Origin of the sequence: Enterococcus sp. 12C11_DIV0727 (assembly GCF_002148425.2) — a bacterium.
GTDB lineage: Bacteria > Bacillota > Bacilli > Lactobacillales > Enterococcaceae > Enterococcus_L > Enterococcus_L lemimoniae.
Map to the genome: position 1 here is coordinate 2,520,556 of NZ_CP147248.1, position 18,059 is coordinate 2,538,614.

Annotated in this window: 16 protein-coding genes and 1 pseudogene; 15 read left to right on the plus strand and 2 right to left on the minus strand. The window is 36.7% G+C overall.

Going from position 1 to position 18,059, the window contains the following annotated elements:
* The first annotated feature begins 63 nt into the window (after positions 1-63).
* Both A5866_RS11940 and A5866_RS11945 read left to right on the plus strand, forming a co-directional pair.
* On the plus strand, positions 64-687 hold the full coding sequence (locus A5866_RS11940) for an NAD(P)-dependent oxidoreductase (protein ID WP_086445274.1): 624 nt from the start codon (positions 64-66) through the stop codon (positions 685-687).
* A gap of 235 nt (positions 688-922) precedes the next feature.
* Positions 923-1,711: a TraX family protein gene (locus A5866_RS11945; protein ID WP_086445273.1), complete on the plus strand. Its 789-nt coding sequence runs from the start codon at positions 923-925 to the stop codon at positions 1,709-1,711.
* Positions 1,712-1,837: 126 nt separating this feature from the next.
* Here A5866_RS11945 and A5866_RS11950 read toward each other — a convergent pair whose 3' ends face one another.
* Together A5866_RS11950 and A5866_RS11955 are read right to left on the minus strand one after the other, a co-directional pair.
* Entirely contained in the window at positions 1,838-2,608 is a 771-nt protein-coding gene (locus tag A5866_RS11950) for a hypothetical protein (RefSeq protein WP_254907619.1), read from the minus strand.
* A gap of 5 nt (positions 2,609-2,613) precedes the next feature.
* A complete protein-coding gene (locus A5866_RS11955) occupies positions 2,614-2,949 on the minus strand; it encodes a hypothetical protein (RefSeq protein ID WP_254907618.1) in 336 nt (111 codons plus the stop codon).
* A 339-nt stretch (positions 2,950-3,288) separates the two neighbouring features.
* Here A5866_RS11955 and A5866_RS11960 point away from each other — a divergent pair, with 339 nt between their 5' ends.
* From A5866_RS11960 to A5866_RS12020, 13 genes and pseudogenes are all read left to right on the plus strand, one after another.
* A complete protein-coding gene (locus tag A5866_RS11960; RefSeq protein ID WP_086445272.1) occupies positions 3,289-4,536 on the plus strand; it encodes a competence/damage-inducible protein A in 1,248 nt (415 codons plus the stop codon).
* Positions 4,537-4,643: 107 nt separating this feature from the next.
* A complete protein-coding gene (gene recA / locus A5866_RS11965) occupies positions 4,644-5,693 on the plus strand; it encodes a recombinase RecA (protein ID WP_010762249.1) in 1,050 nt (349 codons plus the stop codon).
* A 256-nt stretch (positions 5,694-5,949) separates the two neighbouring features.
* Complete coding sequence (gene rny / locus A5866_RS11970) at positions 5,950-7,506, plus strand: ribonuclease Y (protein ID WP_086445271.1); 1,557 nt, start codon at positions 5,950-5,952, stop codon at positions 7,504-7,506.
* A 168-nt stretch (positions 7,507-7,674) separates the two neighbouring features.
* On the plus strand, positions 7,675-9,327 hold the full coding sequence (locus tag A5866_RS11975) for a peptide ABC transporter substrate-binding protein (protein ID WP_086277434.1): 1,653 nt from the start codon (positions 7,675-7,677) through the stop codon (positions 9,325-9,327).
* Between the two features lie 542 nt (positions 9,328-9,869).
* Positions 9,870-10,196: a hypothetical protein gene (locus A5866_RS11980; protein WP_339099679.1), complete on the plus strand. Its 327-nt coding sequence runs from the start codon at positions 9,870-9,872 to the stop codon at positions 10,194-10,196.
* Positions 10,197-10,228: 32 nt separating this feature from the next.
* Positions 10,229-10,282, plus strand: a pseudogene (locus A5866_RS11985) (hypothetical protein); the annotation flags it as partial.
* A gap of 18 nt (positions 10,283-10,300) precedes the next feature.
* Entirely contained in the window at positions 10,301-11,029 is a 729-nt protein-coding gene (locus A5866_RS11990) for a site-specific integrase (RefSeq protein ID WP_339099680.1), read from the plus strand.
* Between the two features lie 237 nt (positions 11,030-11,266).
* Positions 11,267-11,953 (plus strand): response regulator transcription factor, encoded by a 687-nt coding sequence (locus A5866_RS11995; protein ID WP_086445270.1) that lies wholly within the window; start codon positions 11,267-11,269, stop codon positions 11,951-11,953.
* Positions 11,954-11,996: 43 nt separating this feature from the next.
* Positions 11,997-14,543, plus strand: a complete 2,547-nt coding sequence (locus A5866_RS12000; RefSeq protein ID WP_086445269.1) for a lectin-like domain-containing protein — start codon at positions 11,997-11,999, stop codon at positions 14,541-14,543.
* A gap of 18 nt (positions 14,544-14,561) precedes the next feature.
* Complete coding sequence (locus A5866_RS12005) at positions 14,562-14,906, plus strand: LPXTG cell wall anchor domain-containing protein (protein ID WP_086445268.1); 345 nt, start codon at positions 14,562-14,564, stop codon at positions 14,904-14,906.
* A 2-nt stretch (positions 14,907-14,908) separates the two neighbouring features.
* Positions 14,909-15,712, plus strand: a complete 804-nt coding sequence (locus tag A5866_RS12010) for a WxL domain-containing protein (protein WP_086445267.1) — start codon at positions 14,909-14,911, stop codon at positions 15,710-15,712.
* Between the two features lie 27 nt (positions 15,713-15,739).
* Positions 15,740-16,534 carry a WxL domain-containing protein gene (locus A5866_RS12015; RefSeq protein WP_086277428.1) on the plus strand — a complete coding sequence of 265 codons (795 nt, stop codon included), beginning with the start codon at positions 15,740-15,742 and terminating at the stop codon, positions 16,532-16,534.
* An 80-nt stretch (positions 16,535-16,614) separates the two neighbouring features.
* On the plus strand, positions 16,615-17,688 hold the full coding sequence (locus A5866_RS12020) for a DUF916 and DUF3324 domain-containing protein (protein ID WP_086445266.1): 1,074 nt from the start codon (positions 16,615-16,617) through the stop codon (positions 17,686-17,688).
* The last annotated feature ends 371 nt before the right edge of the window (positions 17,689-18,059 follow it).

Genomic DNA, 18,059 nt, shown 5'->3' on the forward strand with positions numbered 1-18,059 from the left:
TCTTCTCTTTTTAAGAACAAATGTAACAAAAAAAGTTTCATTACGAGAGAGGAAGAATAAAATATGAAAGTAGTAATTTTAGGAGCAAACGGTAAAGCAGGTTCAGCAATTTTGAAAGAAGCAAAGAAACGTGGATTAGAAGTGACTGCTATCGTTCGTGATGCAGCAAAAATCACAGATGGTACACCCGTTATCGAAAAAGATGTGTACAGTTTAACAACAGAAGATGTGAAAGGCTTTGACGTTTTAGTTAGTGCGTTAGGATTCTGGGGTGATGTGAGTGAATTTACTGGCTCAACACAACATTTGATCGATATTTTGACGAATACAAAAACACGTTTGTTGGTTGTCGGTGGCGCAGGAAGTTTATTTGTAAATCCAGAACATACGGTTCGCTTAAGTGAAACACCAGATTTTCCAGAAGCATTTAAACCATTAGCAATAGCTATGGGTAAAGGGTTGGACTTACTAGAAGCTGCGAAAGATATTAACTGGACCTACATTAGTCCAGCAGCTGAATTTGATGCGGAAGGTCCTGCAACAGGTAAATATGTTGTGGCTGGCGAAGAATTAGAAACGGATCAAGCTGGTAAGAGTTATATCTCTTATGCTGATTATGCAATTGCAATGGTGGATGAAATTGAAAAAAATGTACATCCAAACCAACGTTTTAGTGTTCATCAATAAAAAATGAAATAATAGCCTGGGATATAACTTAAAAAGTTATATTTCAGGCTATTTTCACCCGAATAAACGCTTCTGTCCCAACCTTGTTGCTTCTTTTATTTTCTAAGTGTTAAAGCACTAAGAGTTTAAGGCTGTTACATGACGAAATTGATAGGCTGACGTAAGGTGATTCTAAGGTGAAAAAAGCTCCTTTAATTTATAATATGCTAGGTTAATGAATGAGGAGGAAGCAATAATGAATAATGTGACAACAAGTAAGTTTAAAGGTCTCACAACATTTGATTTAAAAATAATCGGAATCATTTTGATGTTTATCGATCATATTCATCAAATGTTTGTTCCAATGGGAGCACCTAGTTGGTTAGATTGGTTTGGGCGTCCCGTTGCAATCCTTTTCTTTTTTGTCAGTGTAGTCGGTTTTAGTCATACAAGAAGTAAAGAGAAATATATGATGCGTTTGTATGTAGGTATGGTCATCATGACTCTAGGAAGCTTCGCGCTACAGAAGATCATTGGATATGAAGAAGTTCAATTAATGAATAATATTTTTCGGGATATTTTAGTTGGAACATTAATGATGTACGGAATCGATAAGATTTCTGAAGGGAATTCAAATAAAAAGGTTAGCAAGATAGTATGGGGGATAGTCATTATATTATTTCCGATTATTACTTCAGGGATTTTACTTTCGCTTATGTCAAATCCAAATACGGTCATGGTGGCAGTCCAGATTGTAACTTTTGTTCCTGCATTACTATTTACTGAGAATGGCTTGATGGTACTGTTGATTCCGTTATTGTATTTAGCTAAAGATTATCGCTGGCTTCAATGTACATTGATTGCTTTAGCTGCACTATTTTACTTTTTTCAAGGTTCGACACAATGGATGATGATTTTTGCCGTACTACCTATCATGTTGTTCAATGGGGAAAAAGGGCGAGGTATGAGAAATTTCTTTTATGTATTCTATCCACTGCATATTTGGATTTTGTATTTGATTTCAGCTTATGTGTATATGCATTGATTTATCATCATAAACGGTGGGATTTCTTCTGATTCCACCGTTTATTCGGATTCCATGTGTCTGGGATATGACTCGCAGAGTTATGTCCCAGACACTTTGTTTATACAGCTTTGTATTTAGTTGCGATCAATAACATTTAGAGCAGGGTGTTAGACCTCTTGCTTGTGCCTCTTCTAAGGTTGTTGGAGTATACGTCCCATTCCCACATTTGCGATTATGGTATTTAGAACCTGTTGTAGTAACCAAAACCATTTCACCTGTTTCTTGGGTATTGGGTGTTGGTGTTTCAGGTGTTTGAGCCGCTGCTTGTGCTTGTTGTTCAGCTGCGGCTTTTTGAGTGGTTATTGCTTGTTTTATGCCATTTGCCCGAGCAGTTAAGTCTGGATGACCATTGGGTAGTTCTTTGATTTTAGCGATTGCTTGGTTGTAGTGGTCATCTGTTGGTTCTTGTTCGGCCTTTTCTACCGCTTCACGAGCCGCTGCGATTTGCTTTTCGGCTTTTTCCTTTTCAGTGATTTTTTGTTGAACAGTAGTTAATCGTTTTGCGAGCGCATCTTTGTTTAAGGTTGCCTGTGCAACTAATGCTGTTGCAGCATCGAGCTGTTCTTTCGTTTGTTTTGTTTCTGCCAGTTCAACCGCTGTGTAGATTGGGACGTTATCTTTAACAATGGCTAAACGTTTTATAAAATCATCTTGTTCCTTAGTTAATGAAGTGACGCGAGTTGCAGCTTCATCATAATTTTTTTGCGTAGGTTTACCTTCAGCTAATATTAGAGCTGTTTCAGCATTTTTAAGGGTTTCTTTATTTTGCTTTTCTTCATTTAAAAAGGCAACGAATGCTTTTGAAGGTTTGACTTCGATTGTTTCAGCTTGCTCTATGTCACCGATTGAAGCCATGAATGTTAACTTTTGTGGTTGGTCGTCGTGCAGCGATACTTTGTAAGAAAATTTGCCGTTTTTAGTGTCGATCGTTTCACCATCAACGGTAATGTTACTTTGCTCATTTGTTTTCCTGTGATTGTGGCTATTCCAGAGTCATTTGTCTCTACCGATTTTTCTGCTAATGAAAGGCTGGGTGTGGCAGGTGATAAAGCAATAGCCCCGATCATTGTTAGAAAACTGATTCCAGTTAAAAGTAAAACTTTTTGTTTTGGTTGCTTTTTAAAAACGGCTTTTAGTGAAAGAACGCCACCAGTGATAAATCCTAAAAAACTTATAATGCCAATAAATACTGTCATTAATTCCTTTTCCTCCTTATTTTAAAAGCTGAAAGAGCTTGATCAGCCTTGACAGGAAAATAGTAAAAGCGTAGCGGGCTCGTCCAGCTCTGACAGAAAAATAGGAAAATGTGTTTGTGGCGATTTTTGCCACAGGCAGATTTTATCTTTTTCTGTCAGAGCTATCCCGAAAAGCTAGATAGCACATTGGACAAATTGTATCATATTATTTTTCTAATGATAAATATTTCAATTTTCAGGGAATTACACCTTCAAAGACGTTAAGTAGCAATAAAAAAAAATCATATGATAAAATGAAATAAGCATCGTTTACGTATCTTATTAGAGAAGAGGGGAAAAATGAAAGCAGAGATCATTGCAGTTGGCACCGAGTTATTATTAGGTCAAGTTGTCAATACAAATGCGACTTTTCTATCACGAGAGTTGGCAGACTTAGGAATCGAGGTGTATTATCATACCGTTGTAGGAGATAACCCACAGCGTTTGGAACAGTTATTGGTTGAAGTTGAAGACCGTAGTGATTTGATCGTTTTATGCGGTGGATTAGGTCCTACAGATGATGATTTAACAAAAGATACTGTAGCAGCACATATTGGCCGGACGTTAGTTCAAGATGAGCAGGCACTTGCACGTCTTCATGAATTTTTTAAGTTTTCAAAAAATAAAATGACAGAAAACAATTTAAGACAAACCTTAATGATCGAAAGTGGGGTCGCTATCCAAAATCCTACGGGACTAGCAGTCGGTTCCTTGATCACTGAAAATGAGACGACCTATTTATTATTACCAGGACCGCCCAATGAATTAAATCCAATGTTTCAGCAAAACGTTCGTCCATTATTAGCAGCACGATTTCCGCAAGCAGAACAGCTGATATCGAGAGTGTTGAGGTTTTATGGCATTGGTGAATCACAGTTAGTAACTGAGTTAAAAGAATTGATAGATAGGCAAACCAATCCAACGATCGCACCTTACGCCAAACCAAATGAAGTTACATTACGTTTGACTGCGAAGGTTGCGGATGATGATTTAGGGCAACAACTGTTGGATGAGTTAGAAGCTAAGATCATGGCTAAAGTAGGTATGTATTTTTATGGCTATGGGGATGAGAATAGCTTAGTGAAAGTGACTGTTGACGCATTAAAGAAATGTAGAAAAACTGTAACAGCCGCAGAAAGCTTAACAGCAGGATTGTTTCAAAGTACGTTAGGAGACATAACTGGTGTATCAGAGGTTTTTAAAGGTGGTTTTGTCACCTATTCTGCTGAAACAAAAGCACATTTTTTAGGTATTGATACGAAACTATTGGAAAAAGAAGGTACTGTCAGTGAAGCGTGCGCAATCGCAATGGCAGAGCGAGCAAGAATAGTAGCGGATGCAGATTTTGCGGTATCCTTTACTGGAGTTGCAGGTCCAGATGAATTAGAAGGAAAACCTGCTGGCACTGTTTGGATTGGGTTTGCTGAAAAAGGTCAACCAACAATAGCTGTGCTTCAACATTTCAACCGTGATCGACGTTATGTTCGCCAAAGTGCTGTGATGAAAGGTTTAGACCTGATTTTAAGAGCAGTAAATAAGAAAAATTAAAAAGGCGAATGTTTGTTCGTTTTTCTCTTGCTTTTTTTAAATAAACCAGTTATGATATATTTATTGAAAAGGAATTTAAATCGTTTATATATAAGGAGGATTATCGATTGGCAGATGATCGTAAAGTGGCCTTAGATGCCGCACTAAAAAAAATCGAAAAGAACTTTGGTAAAGGTTCAGTAATGAAATTAGGGGAGAAGATCGATCAACAAATTTCGACGATCCCTAGTGGTTCTCTAGCATTGGATGTGGCTTTAGGTGTCGGCGGTTATCCTCGTGGACGGATCGTTGAAGTGTATGGACCAGAAAGTTCTGGTAAAACAACGGTTGCTTTACATGCAATCGCTTCTGTGCAACAACAAGGTGGCACGGCTGCATTTATCGATGCAGAGCATGCGTTAGATCCTCAATATGCACAAGCTTTAGGGGTTAATATTGATGAATTACTTCTTTCACAACCCGATACTGGTGAACAAGGATTAGAGATTGCAGATGCGTTAGTTTCAAGTGGTGCGATCGATATCGTCGTAATTGACTCTGTAGCGGCGCTAGTACCTCGTGCAGAGATCGATGGCGAAATGGGTGCAAGTCACGTTGGGTTGCAGGCACGTTTGATGTCACAAGCCTTACGTAAGCTTTCAGGTTCAATCAACAAGACGAAGACGATTGCGATCTTCATCAACCAAATCCGTGAAAAAGTTGGGGTTATGTTTGGTAACCCAGAAACAACACCTGGTGGACGTGCCTTGAAATTCTATGCAACAGTTCGTTTAGAAGTAAGACGTGCTGAACAATTGAAGCAAGGAACAGACATTATTGGTAACAGGACAAAAATCAAAGTTGTAAAAAATAAAGTAGCACCGCCATTTAAAGTAGCTGAAGTTGACATCATGTACGGCCAAGGGATTTCTCAAGAAGGTGAATTACTTGATATGGCTGTTGAAAAAGACATTGTTGACAAGAGCGGCGCGTGGTATAGCTATAAAGAAGAACGAATTGGTCAGGGTCGTGAAAATGTTAAAGTTTACATGACTGAACATCCTGAAATGGTAGAAGAAGTTTCTAAACGTGTTCGTGATGCATTCGGTATCGGTGATGGAACCGCAATCGTTGAAGAAGAACAAGCACAAGAAGAACTTCCACTTGACGAAGAATAAGATCAAACAAAGCAAACCAATGAGAGCTGTTCACAGCTTTTTATTGGTTTGCTTTTTTATGTAGTTGGGATTCTTTTCAGCATCAGAGCTCTTTCAACCGGAAAGGGCTTTTTTAAGTTGACACACTGGTGTACAAACATTAGAATAAAGTTGTGTGCTAAACACGTATGCAAGTAGGCATATTGATAATTGATTATAGTTTATCAGAAAACTACATGAATATTGAAAAATTGAAGATAGTACGGAGGTGGAAACAATGGTTTTAGGAATTCTCCTCGCTATCATCGGTTTAATTGTCGGTCTTGGTTTAGGGTTAGTCGTTGCAAAATCACGTCATGAAAAGGCTATAGATGGTGCAAAGTCCTCTGCAGAAGGCATAATCGAAAGTGCGAATAAAGAAGCAGAGACTCTGAAAAAAGAAGCTTTATTAAAAGCTATGGAAGAAAACCAGAAGTATCGTTCAGAAATTGAAAGTGAGTTGAAAGAAAGCAAAGTAGAACTTAAATCTCAAGAAAATCGTTTACTACAAAGAGAACAAACATTAGATCGTAAAGATGACTCTCTTGAAAAACGTGAAAACTCACTGGAAGAAAAAGAAGAGAAACTTGGTGCTAGACAGCAATTAATTGATGAGCGAGAAAAAGATGTAGAAGAACTAGTTGAAAAGCAACACCAAGAAATAGAACGTATTGCTTCACTATCTAAAGACGAAGCAAAAGATATTATCATGAAATCAACAGAAGAAGAACTAAGTCATGAGTTAACCGTAATGGTCAAAGAATCTGAACAACGTGCAAAAGAAGAATCAGATAGAAAAGCGAAAAATTTACTTTCCTTAGCGATTCAACGTTGTGCGGCGGATTCAGTTTCTGAAACAACTGTTTCTGTTGTTAGCTTACCAAATGATGAGATGAAAGGAAGAATCATCGGCCGTGAAGGACGTAACATTCGTACATTAGAGACCTTAACAGGAATCGATTTGATTATTGATGATACGCCGGAAGCTGTGGTACTTTCAGGATTCGACCCAATTCGTAGAGAAATTGCTCGTATGACACTAGAAAAATTGATTCAAGATGGCCGGATTCATCCAGCCCGTATTGAAGAAATGGTTGAAAAGTCTCGTAAGGAGATGGACGAACGAATCCGTGAATACGGAGAGCAAGCAGCTTTTGAAGTTGGTGCTCATACGTTACATCCAGATTTGATCAAGATTTTAGGTCGATTGCGTTTCCGTACAAGTTATGGTCAAAACGTATTAAATCACTCAATCGAAGTGGCTAAATTAACTGGTGTCTTGGCCGCAGAAATAGGCGAAGATATCCAATTAGCAAAACGTGCAGGTTTACTACATGATATTGGTAAAGCATTGGATCATGAGATTGAAGGATCTCACGTCGAAATCGGTGCTGAATTAGCTGCTAAATACAAAGAAAACTCAACAGTTATTAATGCAATTGCCTCACATCATGGTGATGTTGAAGCAACGTCTGTTATTTCAGTATTAGTGGCGGCAGCAGATGCTTTATCAGCTGCTAGACCAGGCGCTCGTAGCGAATCAATGGAAAACTATATTCGCCGCTTAGAAAACTTAGAAAATATTTCTAATGGATTTGAAGGCGTTGATTCTAGTTTCGCTGTACAAGCAGGACGTGAAGTTCGCGTCATGGTCAAACCAGATGAAATCACAGATTTAGAAGCTGTTCGTTTAGTAAGAGATATTCGTAAGAAAATCGAAGACGACTTGGATTACCCAGGACACATCAAAGTGACTGTTATCCGTGAAACACGTGCAGTTGATTATGCTAAATAAGTAATGAATGAAAGAAGCAACGCCTTAAGGTGAGTTGCTTCTTTTTTTAGTTTACATTAGAAAAAATTCAGAATATTTTTACTAAACCTGTCGTGGTGTTTTAATAGTGGCTAACATAGAACTTTGATATATTCTTTGTAGCTTTTATTAAAATTGGGGGTTTTTTAGATGAAATTAAAGAAAAGTGCCTTACTAGGCTTGATTGCTTTATCAAGTATTGCCTTAGCTGCATGTGGCGGGAATTCTAAAAATGCCGACGGTGGGTCTGGTAGCGAAGAAAAAGTATTTAGATACATTGAAAGACAAGAAATGCCAAGTGCAGATCCTTCATTAGCGACAGATGAAGTAAGTTTTGTAGCCTTAAATAATGTCTATGAAGGAATTTATCGTTTAGATAAAGATAATAAACCTCAACCAGCTGGAGCTGCCGAAAAGGCAGAAGTTAGCGAAGATGGTCTAACGTATAAAGTGAAATTAAGAGAAGATGCTATGTGGACTGACGACAAACCAGTAACAGCTGCAGATTTTGTTTATGGCTGGCAAAGAACGGTTGATCCAGCAACTGGGTCAGAATATGCATACATGTTCAATTCTGTAAAAAATGCTGAAAAAATCTCTAAGGGCGAAATGAAAAAAGAAGAGTTAGGGATAAAAGCAGTAGGTGATTATGAATTAGAAATTACATTAGAAAAAGCAACACCGTACTTTGATTACTTATTGGCTTTCCCATCATTTTTACCGCAAAGACAAGATATTGCTGAAAAATATGGTAAAGACTATACAACAGCTAGTGACAAATCAGTCTACAATGGTCCATTTACCTTAACTGATTTTGATGGACCTGGAACAGATACAAGCTGGTCTTACTCAAAAAATGATAAATACTGGGACAAAGATACTGTTAAACTAGACAAAGTAGCAATCGATGTTGTGAAAGAAGCGCCAACGTCATTGAACTTATTCCAAGATGGACAAGCTGATGAAGTACCGTTATCTGGTGAGTTAGCGCAACAAATGAAAAACGAGCCGAACTATATTATTTTAAAAGGTGCTTCAACATTCTATCTTGAACCAAATCAAAGAGAAGAAAACTCACCTTACCGAAATGTAAATTTACGTAAAGCATTATCTTATGCAATTGATCGTAAAGCGTTAGTTGAACAAATTTTAGCGAATGGTTCAGCTGTTCCAATGGGATTAGTTCCAGAAGGTTTAGCGGCAGATCCCAAAACAGATGAAGACTTCGCTAAAGAGCTAGGTGACGAAGTAACCTACAATGTTGATAAAGCCAAAGAATCATGGAAAAAAGCCAAAGATGAATTAGGTGTTTCTACAGTATCAATCGATTTATTGATCGATGATACCGACAATGCGAAGAAAATGGCTGAGTATCTTCAAGGTTCATTGTCTGATACATTAGAAGGTTTAAAAGTATCTGTTAGTCCTGTACCTTTCTCAGTTCGCTTAGATCGTTCAAATAAAGGCGACTTCCAAATTGCTGTTAGCGCTTGGGGGGCGGATTATGCTGATCCAAGTAGTTTCTTAGATCTATTTACAACAGATAACTCTTATAATAGAGGTCATTATTCAAACCCTGAATATGACAAACTAGTTGAAAGTGCTGCAACAACAAATGCAAATAACCCAGAAGCACGCTGGCAAGATATGTTGGATGCAGAGAAAATATTAATGGATGATATGGGTGTTATTCCATTGTATCAAAAAGCTGAAGCACATCTTCGCTCTGAAAAAGTTAAAGATGTTGTCTATCATTCAACTGGGGCAAAATACGACTTTAAATGGACGTATATTGAAGATTAATAAACAAATAAATAGCAGTAATTCAACATTACTTTAATGAAAAGAGATGAGACAGAACTTTACAGTTCAGCCTCATCTCTTTTTTAGTAGAAAAAATAATCTGATAAAACAAAATAAAGAAAAGTTTTGTTTTATCAGATTATTTTTGATTCAAAAAACATAAAATTTATGGAAAATAAAAAAATAAATAGCTTTGTAATGTATATGCGTTAAAATAAATACGCAGGGTGAAAAATCAGTTTCAAAAATATAATTATTTATAATATGATTTAAATTTCTTTATTGTTTGACAATATAGAATAGAGCAATAAATAGAAAAAAATAATTCTACTATAATTACGATTCTAATGTTAAAACATGATTAAGTCAATGGGGGGATAAAAAATATTATTTTCATTTTTTGTTTTTAAATACAAAAAATTAGAGAATTATTAACAATTATATCTATCATTTATATAAGAAAATATTGATAGAATAGGCTTTGAAGGGTGTTATAAAGATAAGCCGTCAAAAATACCGTCAAAAACTTGGAGGAAATCAATATGTCAAAAAAAGGAGAAAATATTTATAAACGAAAAGATGGGCGTTGGGAAGGGCGTTATATCAAAAACCGCACTCCTGACGGAAAAATTCAATATGGCTATGTTTATGGAAAAAAATATACAGAAGTTAAAGAACGGTTGGTAGTATTAAAAGCTCAATACGTTGGTAAACAAAACTGTAGAAAAATTTATTATGGTGATTTTTCTGATTGGCTATTATTTTGGAAAGAAAAATATTTAAAAAAGATCGTTAAACCTACTACTTTTTCGGTTTATTCTGGGATCATCAACAACTACTTATTGTTTTATTTTAATAAAAAAAATTAATTAAAATTGATTCGAATGATATCCAAGAATTTATCGAATATTTAGAGAAATTACAATTATCTTCTGGGTATATAAGGAATATTTTCCATATTTTAAAAATTTGCTTGTGTGAAGCAGAAAAAAAGGGGTATATTAGCCAAAATCCTTGTATTGGAAGTACGCTGCCAAAGGTCAAAATAAAGTCTGTAAAAGCATTAACAATCAAAGACCAACGTAAATTAGAGCTGATTGCTTTTCAATCCCAAAGCTGTTCGCCCGTAATTTTAGCTTTATACTCTGGCATGAGAATTGGTGAAATCAGTGGATTAAAGTGGGAGGATATTGATTTTGATAAGGAGACGATCCAGGTTCAGCGAACGGTCTACAGGATAAGTAGAACGACAAATGAAAAAAAGAAAACACAACTTATCGAGGGATCACCAAAAACTGACAGTTCAAAAAGAGTTATTCCATTATCACCAAACTTAAAAAAATATTTATTAGATAAGCAAAAACAAAAAAACTGTGAATACGTTGTTGCTGATAATGGAAAAATAATCGAACCACGACTGATCAACTATCGTTTTAAACGAATGCTTCATATGGCTGGGTTGGAAAATATACACTTTCATTCATTACGACATACTTTTGCCACTCGTTGTTTGGAGAATGGTGCTGATATTGCAAGTTTGAGTCGTTTACTTGGACATACATCAGTAAAGATGACGCTAGATACATATACAGATTCCATGTTAGAAAATCGAAGAGCCGCTATTTCAGCAATGGACTATCTGCTATCTTCCTCCTCTCAAAATTTCATAGATACTAATAAATTAAAAAAAGTCGTGGGCTAGCTCACGACTTTTTTTGATTTTATACGCCGTCATGAAAGTCGTCAATTTTATAATATACTCAGTATTTTCAAGGTATTTTTAAGGTGTTCTTTATTGTCAAACAATAAAGATAAAGAAATTAGATTACAGTTTTTTAGTGTGAAATATATTGAAAATGTTTAAAGACCTACTAATAGAAGAAAGGGTGAAGATTCATATCTAGTAAGTAATTATGTATTTGGAACAGGGGGAGAATAAATGTATCACATAGGCTATATAAAGCTGTCAGATTTTGATAAAGAAAAATACATACATTCAATCGAAAAAGAATGCTTAATCGAAAAACTTGATCAAAATAGGATCGGGCAACCTTCACAATCAATCGACGGTATCATTATTTTTGGCACAAATGATGACATTATTTGTGAAGCTAGTGAATTGATTTTAAAAATAAGAGAGCAATCAGATGCTTTCATTTGGATTGCTGCACAAAAAATGAATAACATCAGCAAGGTAGTTTTTCTCCAATTAGGTGCAGATAGTATTTTTGATGATAATCAGACTTCAGACATTTTCCGATTAACTATAACAAATGCATTGAAAAGAAACCAGTTGGAGCAACCTGGAATACCGCTAGGTTTGGATACAGAAAATGATTCATTTACGTTAGATAGCAGAAACCAAGTAATGAGAATTGGAGGAAAACCGACGACGCCACTAACAAATTTAGAATATAGAACATTGCAAGTTCTAGCAGATAATATGGGGAACACCGTAACATATGAAGAAATTTTTGAAGCGGTCTGGCATCAAAAATATAATAATGAAAAATACAGGATTGCTAATATTATGTTCCATATTAGAGAAAAAATAGAGAGAGAGGCTTCAAGTCCCGTCTTTATAAAAACAGTCAGGTCAAGAGGATACTTACTTTGCAACGAATAATAGGAAATATGTAACTACCTTTTTTGAAAGGGGACAACAAAAAATGAAAAAAAGAAAAATAGTAGTGATTGGTTGGATCATGGCATTTTTTTCAGTGATCAGTATCCTATTTATGATCAAGTCATTTTCACCGATCAAAGCGGCGGAACAGGCAAATGATCAAGTTAAAATCGATATATCTACCCAAACAGACTCAAGCTGCGCAACGGTTGTTTTAACTATCGGCAATACGGAGAAACAAAGTTTAATACTGGAAACGGAAGGTCTCAAATATATCGAAGATGAAGCAATAGAAAATGGTGCTGATTCAACCTTTGATGGAAAACTTGTGGTAACAGATTTAAAAGAACAAAAGAATAAAAAATTGCTTATAGAGGGCGGTACAAAACAACTTGTTTTGTCTTTTTCAGTAGAGCAAGAAGCAACTGGAAATTCAGGTAAAATCAATCTTTTGGGGGATCAGCAAGTGGTTTTGGCCGAAAAAAACGTTGATTTCACTCCAGCTAAAATGAAAGAAATGCAATCGGTAGAACAAGAAGCAAAACCGCTGAAACAATCAAGAGCATTGACAAGAGATGCAACTACACCGCCGGTTGATAGTCTACCATTGTTGGATGTTTTTCGAGCGCCAATTGGGACAGGCCCAGAACTGATCAATAATGGAAAAGTTTTGCGGGTCACAAAAAATATGGGTAGCCAGATCGGAGCGATCTGGTCTCAACAAAAATTAAATCTAAAAAAAGATTTTCACCTGAAATCCTATTTATATTTAGGAAATAGAGGAGCAAGTGCCGGGGATGGAATTACCTTCACACTACAAAATGATCCTAGAATGGCAACAACCCCTACAGCTGTTATTGGCTCTTCTGGTATGGGATTAGGTGCGTATTATGGTGGTCGTTCTGGAAATCCATACGTTCAAAGAGGGTTATCGATCGAATTTGATACTTATTTTAATAATGGATCAAGTAATCGTATGGATCGAGAAGTTGGTGAAAACGGTAAAAAAGGTCATGTGGCATTTGTTACACCTGGGCTACAAAATAATAGCTATACGGGTCAGCATCACAGCTGGATTTTATCACCTGAATATTTATCGAATGATACATGGAGAACACTAGATGTTATATGGAATTCTGCTACTCAGACCTTATCTTACACACTTTCTGGAGTAGGTTCAGACTCGTATCGGATTCCTGATCTGAATACAAAATTTGGTGGCACAGAAGTTTATTGGGGCTTTACTGGATCTACAGGTGGATCTTACGAGGAAAATGCCATAGCGATTACACAATTACCAGGAGACATTGAACAAACAGCGCAGATAGAAAATCTTACTCAAAATAGTGCACTGCAAGAAACCGTGGATGCTAAGAAAAACGAAACGTTGAAACTAAAAGACACGATTATTTTTGATGGAAATAGCATTATGAGTACAGATGGAACGAAGATGAGAGTAAATTTAGCTGAGGGATTGACCTATAGAGCAGGGACATTGGCTTTAGATGGGGTGAAAATACCTGAAACGTCGATCCAACAAGTAAATAATCAATTAATCATTTCCAATCTAGCGTTTTCACGCGCAGATGTTCCTTATGAGCTAAGTTTAGAGGCAACAGTTACAAGCAGCCAAAATGATGTTCAACTAAAAACGACATTTGATTACCTTTCTTCAGTAAATGAAGTTGCGTCTTCATCTAATCCAGTAATCGTGAACATCCCTTTAATAAAAGGACACGTAACGATTCATTATGTCGACGAAAATAAAGCTGATTTAGCAGCTCCTAAAACAATCAATCAAAAAGTTGGGACAGTCTATAATGAAACACCTATCACTATTGCCGATTATCTATATGATCGAACAGAAGGAAATGCGTCAGGAACAGTTCAGGAAACGCCACAAGATGTTTATTTTTACTACAAAAAAGCGAAAGCTAATTTGACGATTCAATTTGTAGATGAAGCTAATGGCAAATTACATGAAGCATTAGTAAAAGAAAAAACAATCGGCGAAAAAGTAGATTTAACGAAAGACCAAGAAGTAAAAGAAGCTATTACGGAAGTTCTTACTAAACGATATTTGTTGGAAACTTCAGGACGCCCAACAAATGAAACGGCAGTATTGATCGAGGCGAAGGGTACGCAAGTAACCTACACATTCCAAGGAACGTTATCTATTTATTCTGGGCCAACGGAAATTGATTTTGGTAGTCATGAAGTCAGTTGGAAGGGCACAAAAGATGCTAATCCTTCCTATGATCAACCATTAGTTATTTGGGATAATCGTAAAAATCTAGATAGTTGGAAGCTATCAGTCAAATTAGAGGGCGAGCTAAGTATTCCTGACAGTCCTACTCATGTACTGAATGGTGTTTTAAGTTATCAAACAGCAACAGATAAAAAAACACTATCTGTCGATGCCCAAGAAGTATTGCGGACAAAACATGAAGCTTCTGGTCAATACAATGTTTCAACTAAGACATGGGGACCAGATAAACAAGGGCTTCGCTTGGATGTTCCCTCTGGGGCAGTGAAAGTAATCGGTGAGTATGAAACAACACTGATTTGGCGTGTAGAAGAGGCTTATTAGACAATGGAGGGAAAATCAATGAAACAAAAAGCAGTATATTTCCTATTGACCTCTGTTCTCTGTATTGGCATTGGTTTGGGTTGTTATACGCCGGTTCATGCTGAAGAAATAGGTCAAGTTCAGACGAACGCAGGTATTGGTTTTTATGAAGCTAGTACGGATAGTAGCAGCTCAATAGAATCGACGACAACGGTAACGCAACCAGACAGCTCTATAAAACCTAAAGGTAGATACCCTTCAACAGGAGAATTAGTGAAAAAAAGTTTAGTCATCAGCGGCGCCATTCTTATTCTTTTGGTTGTGTTGTTTATTTTATGGAAACGTAAAAAGAATCAGCAAACAAAAAATGGGAAGGAAGGGTAAACATGTTGGAAAAGAACAGTACAATACTCCAATTATCATTTGTAGTCATGACATTATCCTTTTTACAACCACTAAATGTGAATGCTGAGCCACTTAGTCATTCGGAAAATGGAAAAATTCAGTTTACTGGAGAATATCCTAAAGGGGTTGTTGATCCAGAACATCCTAATAAAGGTGTAGATCCCGGGCCAAGTCCTACAACCGATGGGCCATTAAGATTTGAATTTGTTCCTCAGTTAAGTTTTTGGAATAACGAGATCTCAGAAAAAGATCAGGTGTATTATGCAAATGCACAGTTATTTTTAGACGGAACAGGTGCAAGGGGAAATTTTGTACAACTCTCGGATTACCGGGAGAAAGGGAGCGGTTGGACCTTGCAAGTCCGCCAAGAAAATCAATTAAGGAATGAGTCTACGAAAAATAAAGAGTTAAAAGGGGCAGTGATTTCTTTTGATCAATCGTGGACGAATTCAGTCAATAGTGCAGGGTATGCCCCAAGTGTCTCCAAAGAAGTGATCCATATCAATAATATTAGTGAGACCTACGACTTAGCACAGGCACGACCAGGTACTGGGGAAGGAACATGGTCGATCATTTTCGGTGCTTCGATCGACAATGGTCAGGGGCGAAAAGATACTCTAAGCCCCAGAATCGACCAACATGGACAGCCATTTGTAGATGCGGCTTTCAACAATCAGCCGATTTATCAAAATAGTGCAGTCTCTTTAACCATACCAGGTAAAACAAAAAAGGACCCAGTCCACTATCAAACGATGTTAACTTGGATATTATCTGAGTTGCCATAAATAAAAACATTTTGGGAGGAAACAGAAATGAAATTAACACACAAATTATGCGGAGTAGCGTTATTAACAGCAGTCGGAATCGGACTTGCTTTACCATCAGCAACAAAAGCAGACGGCGGAGATGAAAAAGTTCACTCATCAACAGGTAAAGTGAAATTTACTCAAGAAGGTACTGGAACGGATACTGTGACACCGCCAGAAACAGACGGTCCTGAAATCACAGAACCAACTGGAAATACGGATAATGGTCCATTGAAAGTAATTGCTATTTCACCACTTGATTTTGGTACAAATGAAATCACTTCAGCAACAGCAGGTGGCTGGGAATACTATGCAAAAATCTTTAAAACAACAGAAAAAGACAATGAAGCAAACGAAGTTGAAATGCCTAACTTTGTCACCTTTAAAGATGAACGTGCAGATGATAAACCAAACAAATACACTTTAACTGCCAAAGCAACAACTTTCACGAATACAGCGGGTAAAGAATTGAAAGCAGCTACGATCACATATGATAACATCCGTTTAACAACAACAGGCGATGCTGGTCAAATTAACTCTGCAGCAGCACCAACAACAAAAGTATTAGCTACAGATGGAACAACTCCTTCTGAATTTGTAAATCAAGATGCGGATGATAAAGGATTTGGTCGTTTTGATTTAGTTTTCGGTAAAATTGCTGATAGCAATGCAGATAAATCAGTAAAACTTTGGATTCCAGCAGCAAATAACAAATTATCAACAGCAAGTGAGTACACATCAACAATCACTTGGACTATTGCAGATACACGTGCTCCGGAAGTACCTGAGACTGGCGAATAAATCATAAAAGTATGTTTGGAACAGGCTCATCCATGTTATCACTGTGATGAGCCCTGTTCTCTTTGAAAGAAGGCAAAAAAATGAAGAAAAGAATAATCAATTGGGTAATGAGTATCCTATACATAGCAATAGCTTTCTTTATATTACCGAATAGTGTGTTGGCAGATAAAGAAAGTGAACAAACTGCTAGTGGTGGATTTACCTATAAAGTGATCTACCCAGACAATCAACATAAAGAAGTAAGTTACTTTGATTTAAGAATGAAACCAGCTCAAAAACAAACAGCTATTATTCAAATGAGTAACAGCTCAGAGAAGGAAATTACAGTCGATATCAGTTTAAATGGGACAAAAACTAATAGTAATGGTGTTTTAGAAAATGGTCCTTCAAGCTTAGAAAAAGATTCATCGTTAAAATATGACTTTGCTGAAATTGTAAAAGGGCAAGAATCCGTAGTGATCCCGCCCCAACAAACAATCGACTATCAACTAGAAATAACGATGCCTGAAACAACCTTTGATGGTGTTATTTCAGGTGGTATTTATATGATTCAAAGGGACCAAGCTTCGGAAAAACAAGCAGGTATGATCAAGAATAAATATGCCTATTTAGTCGGAATGTTATTGACTGAAACAGACAAAAAAATCAAACCCAATCTAGAATTAAATAAAGTCTATGCGGATCTAAAAAATTATCGAAATACAATTGTTATCGATTTTTCCAATACACAACCTGCTTATTTAGATAACATGGCAGTAGATGTTCAAATAATGGGACAAAAATCGGATGAAGTTCTATATGAAACAAAGCAGACAAAAATGCGGATGGCACCCAATTCTAAAATCAATTTCCCTGTATCAATGAATGGTGAAAAAATGGTGCCAGGAGATTATCGTGCCCATATTTTAGTATCGGCTAAGACTGGTGAGAAGTGGGAATGGGAACAAAATTTTATCATCACAGATGAAGAAGCTGATAAGTTCAACCAAGAGGATGTCAGTCTACTACAAGAAAACCGAATCAACTGGCAATTGATTGTAATGATTATTGTAGGTGTTCTTGTAGTGATCTTGATTATATTTGTGATAGTTCGCATCATAAATAAAAAGAAAAATAAGAAGAAAAGAAAAACAACTGGGCGGAAAAAAAGCTGATGTTGAAAAGGATAAGGTGAAGTGTGGGGAATGTTGTCACCATATGTTATCTAGCTTCGTGGGCTAGTCTCTAGGAAAAAAGACAAAATCTGCCTGTGACAAAAAGCGTCACAAACATATTTTCCTATTTTTCTACGAGACTAAACGAGCCCACTACGCTTTTATTGTTATCTAGCTGCGCAGGCTAACTCCTCGGGAAAAAGATAAAAATAGTTTGTGGTAAAGAACACCACAATCGATTTTTTCTATTTTCCAGTCGGAGCTAAACGAGCCCACTACGCTTTTACTGTTATCTAGCTGCGTGGGCTAGTCTCTAGGAAAAAAGACAAAATCTGCCTGTGACAAAAAACGTCACAAACATATTTTCCTAT

Coding starts and splice junctions, on each gene's coding strand:
- A5866_RS11945 (WP_086445273.1), top strand. CDS start 923: ATGAATAATGTGACAACAAGTAAGTTTAAAGGTCTCACAACATTTGAT.
- A5866_RS11975 (WP_086277434.1), top strand. CDS start 7,675: ATGAAATTAAAGAAAAGTGCCTTACTAGGCTTGATTGCTTTATCAAGT.
- A5866_RS12005 (WP_086445268.1), top strand. CDS start 14,562: ATGAAACAAAAAGCAGTATATTTCCTATTGACCTCTGTTCTCTGTATT.
- A5866_RS12000 (WP_086445269.1), top strand. CDS start 11,997: ATGAAAAAAAGAAAAATAGTAGTGATTGGTTGGATCATGGCATTTTTT.
- A5866_RS12015 (WP_086277428.1), top strand. CDS start 15,740: ATGAAATTAACACACAAATTATGCGGAGTAGCGTTATTAACAGCAGTC.
- rny (WP_086445271.1), top strand. CDS start 5,950: ATGGTTTTAGGAATTCTCCTCGCTATCATCGGTTTAATTGTCGGTCTT.
- A5866_RS11950 (WP_254907619.1), bottom strand. CDS start 2,608: ATGGCTTCAATCGGTGACATAGAGCAAGCTGAAACAATCGAAGTCAAA.
- A5866_RS11955 (WP_254907618.1), bottom strand. CDS start 2,949: ATGACAGTATTTATTGGCATTATAAGTTTTTTAGGATTTATCACTGGT.
- A5866_RS11940 (WP_086445274.1), top strand. CDS start 64: ATGAAAGTAGTAATTTTAGGAGCAAACGGTAAAGCAGGTTCAGCAATT.
- A5866_RS11960 (WP_086445272.1), top strand. CDS start 3,289: ATGAAAGCAGAGATCATTGCAGTTGGCACCGAGTTATTATTAGGTCAA.
- A5866_RS11995 (WP_086445270.1), top strand. CDS start 11,267: ATGTATCACATAGGCTATATAAAGCTGTCAGATTTTGATAAAGAAAAA.
- A5866_RS11980 (WP_339099679.1), top strand. CDS start 9,870: ATGTCAAAAAAAGGAGAAAATATTTATAAACGAAAAGATGGGCGTTGG.
- A5866_RS12020 (WP_086445266.1), top strand. CDS start 16,615: ATGAAGAAAAGAATAATCAATTGGGTAATGAGTATCCTATACATAGCA.
- A5866_RS12010 (WP_086445267.1), top strand. CDS start 14,909: ATGTTGGAAAAGAACAGTACAATACTCCAATTATCATTTGTAGTCATG.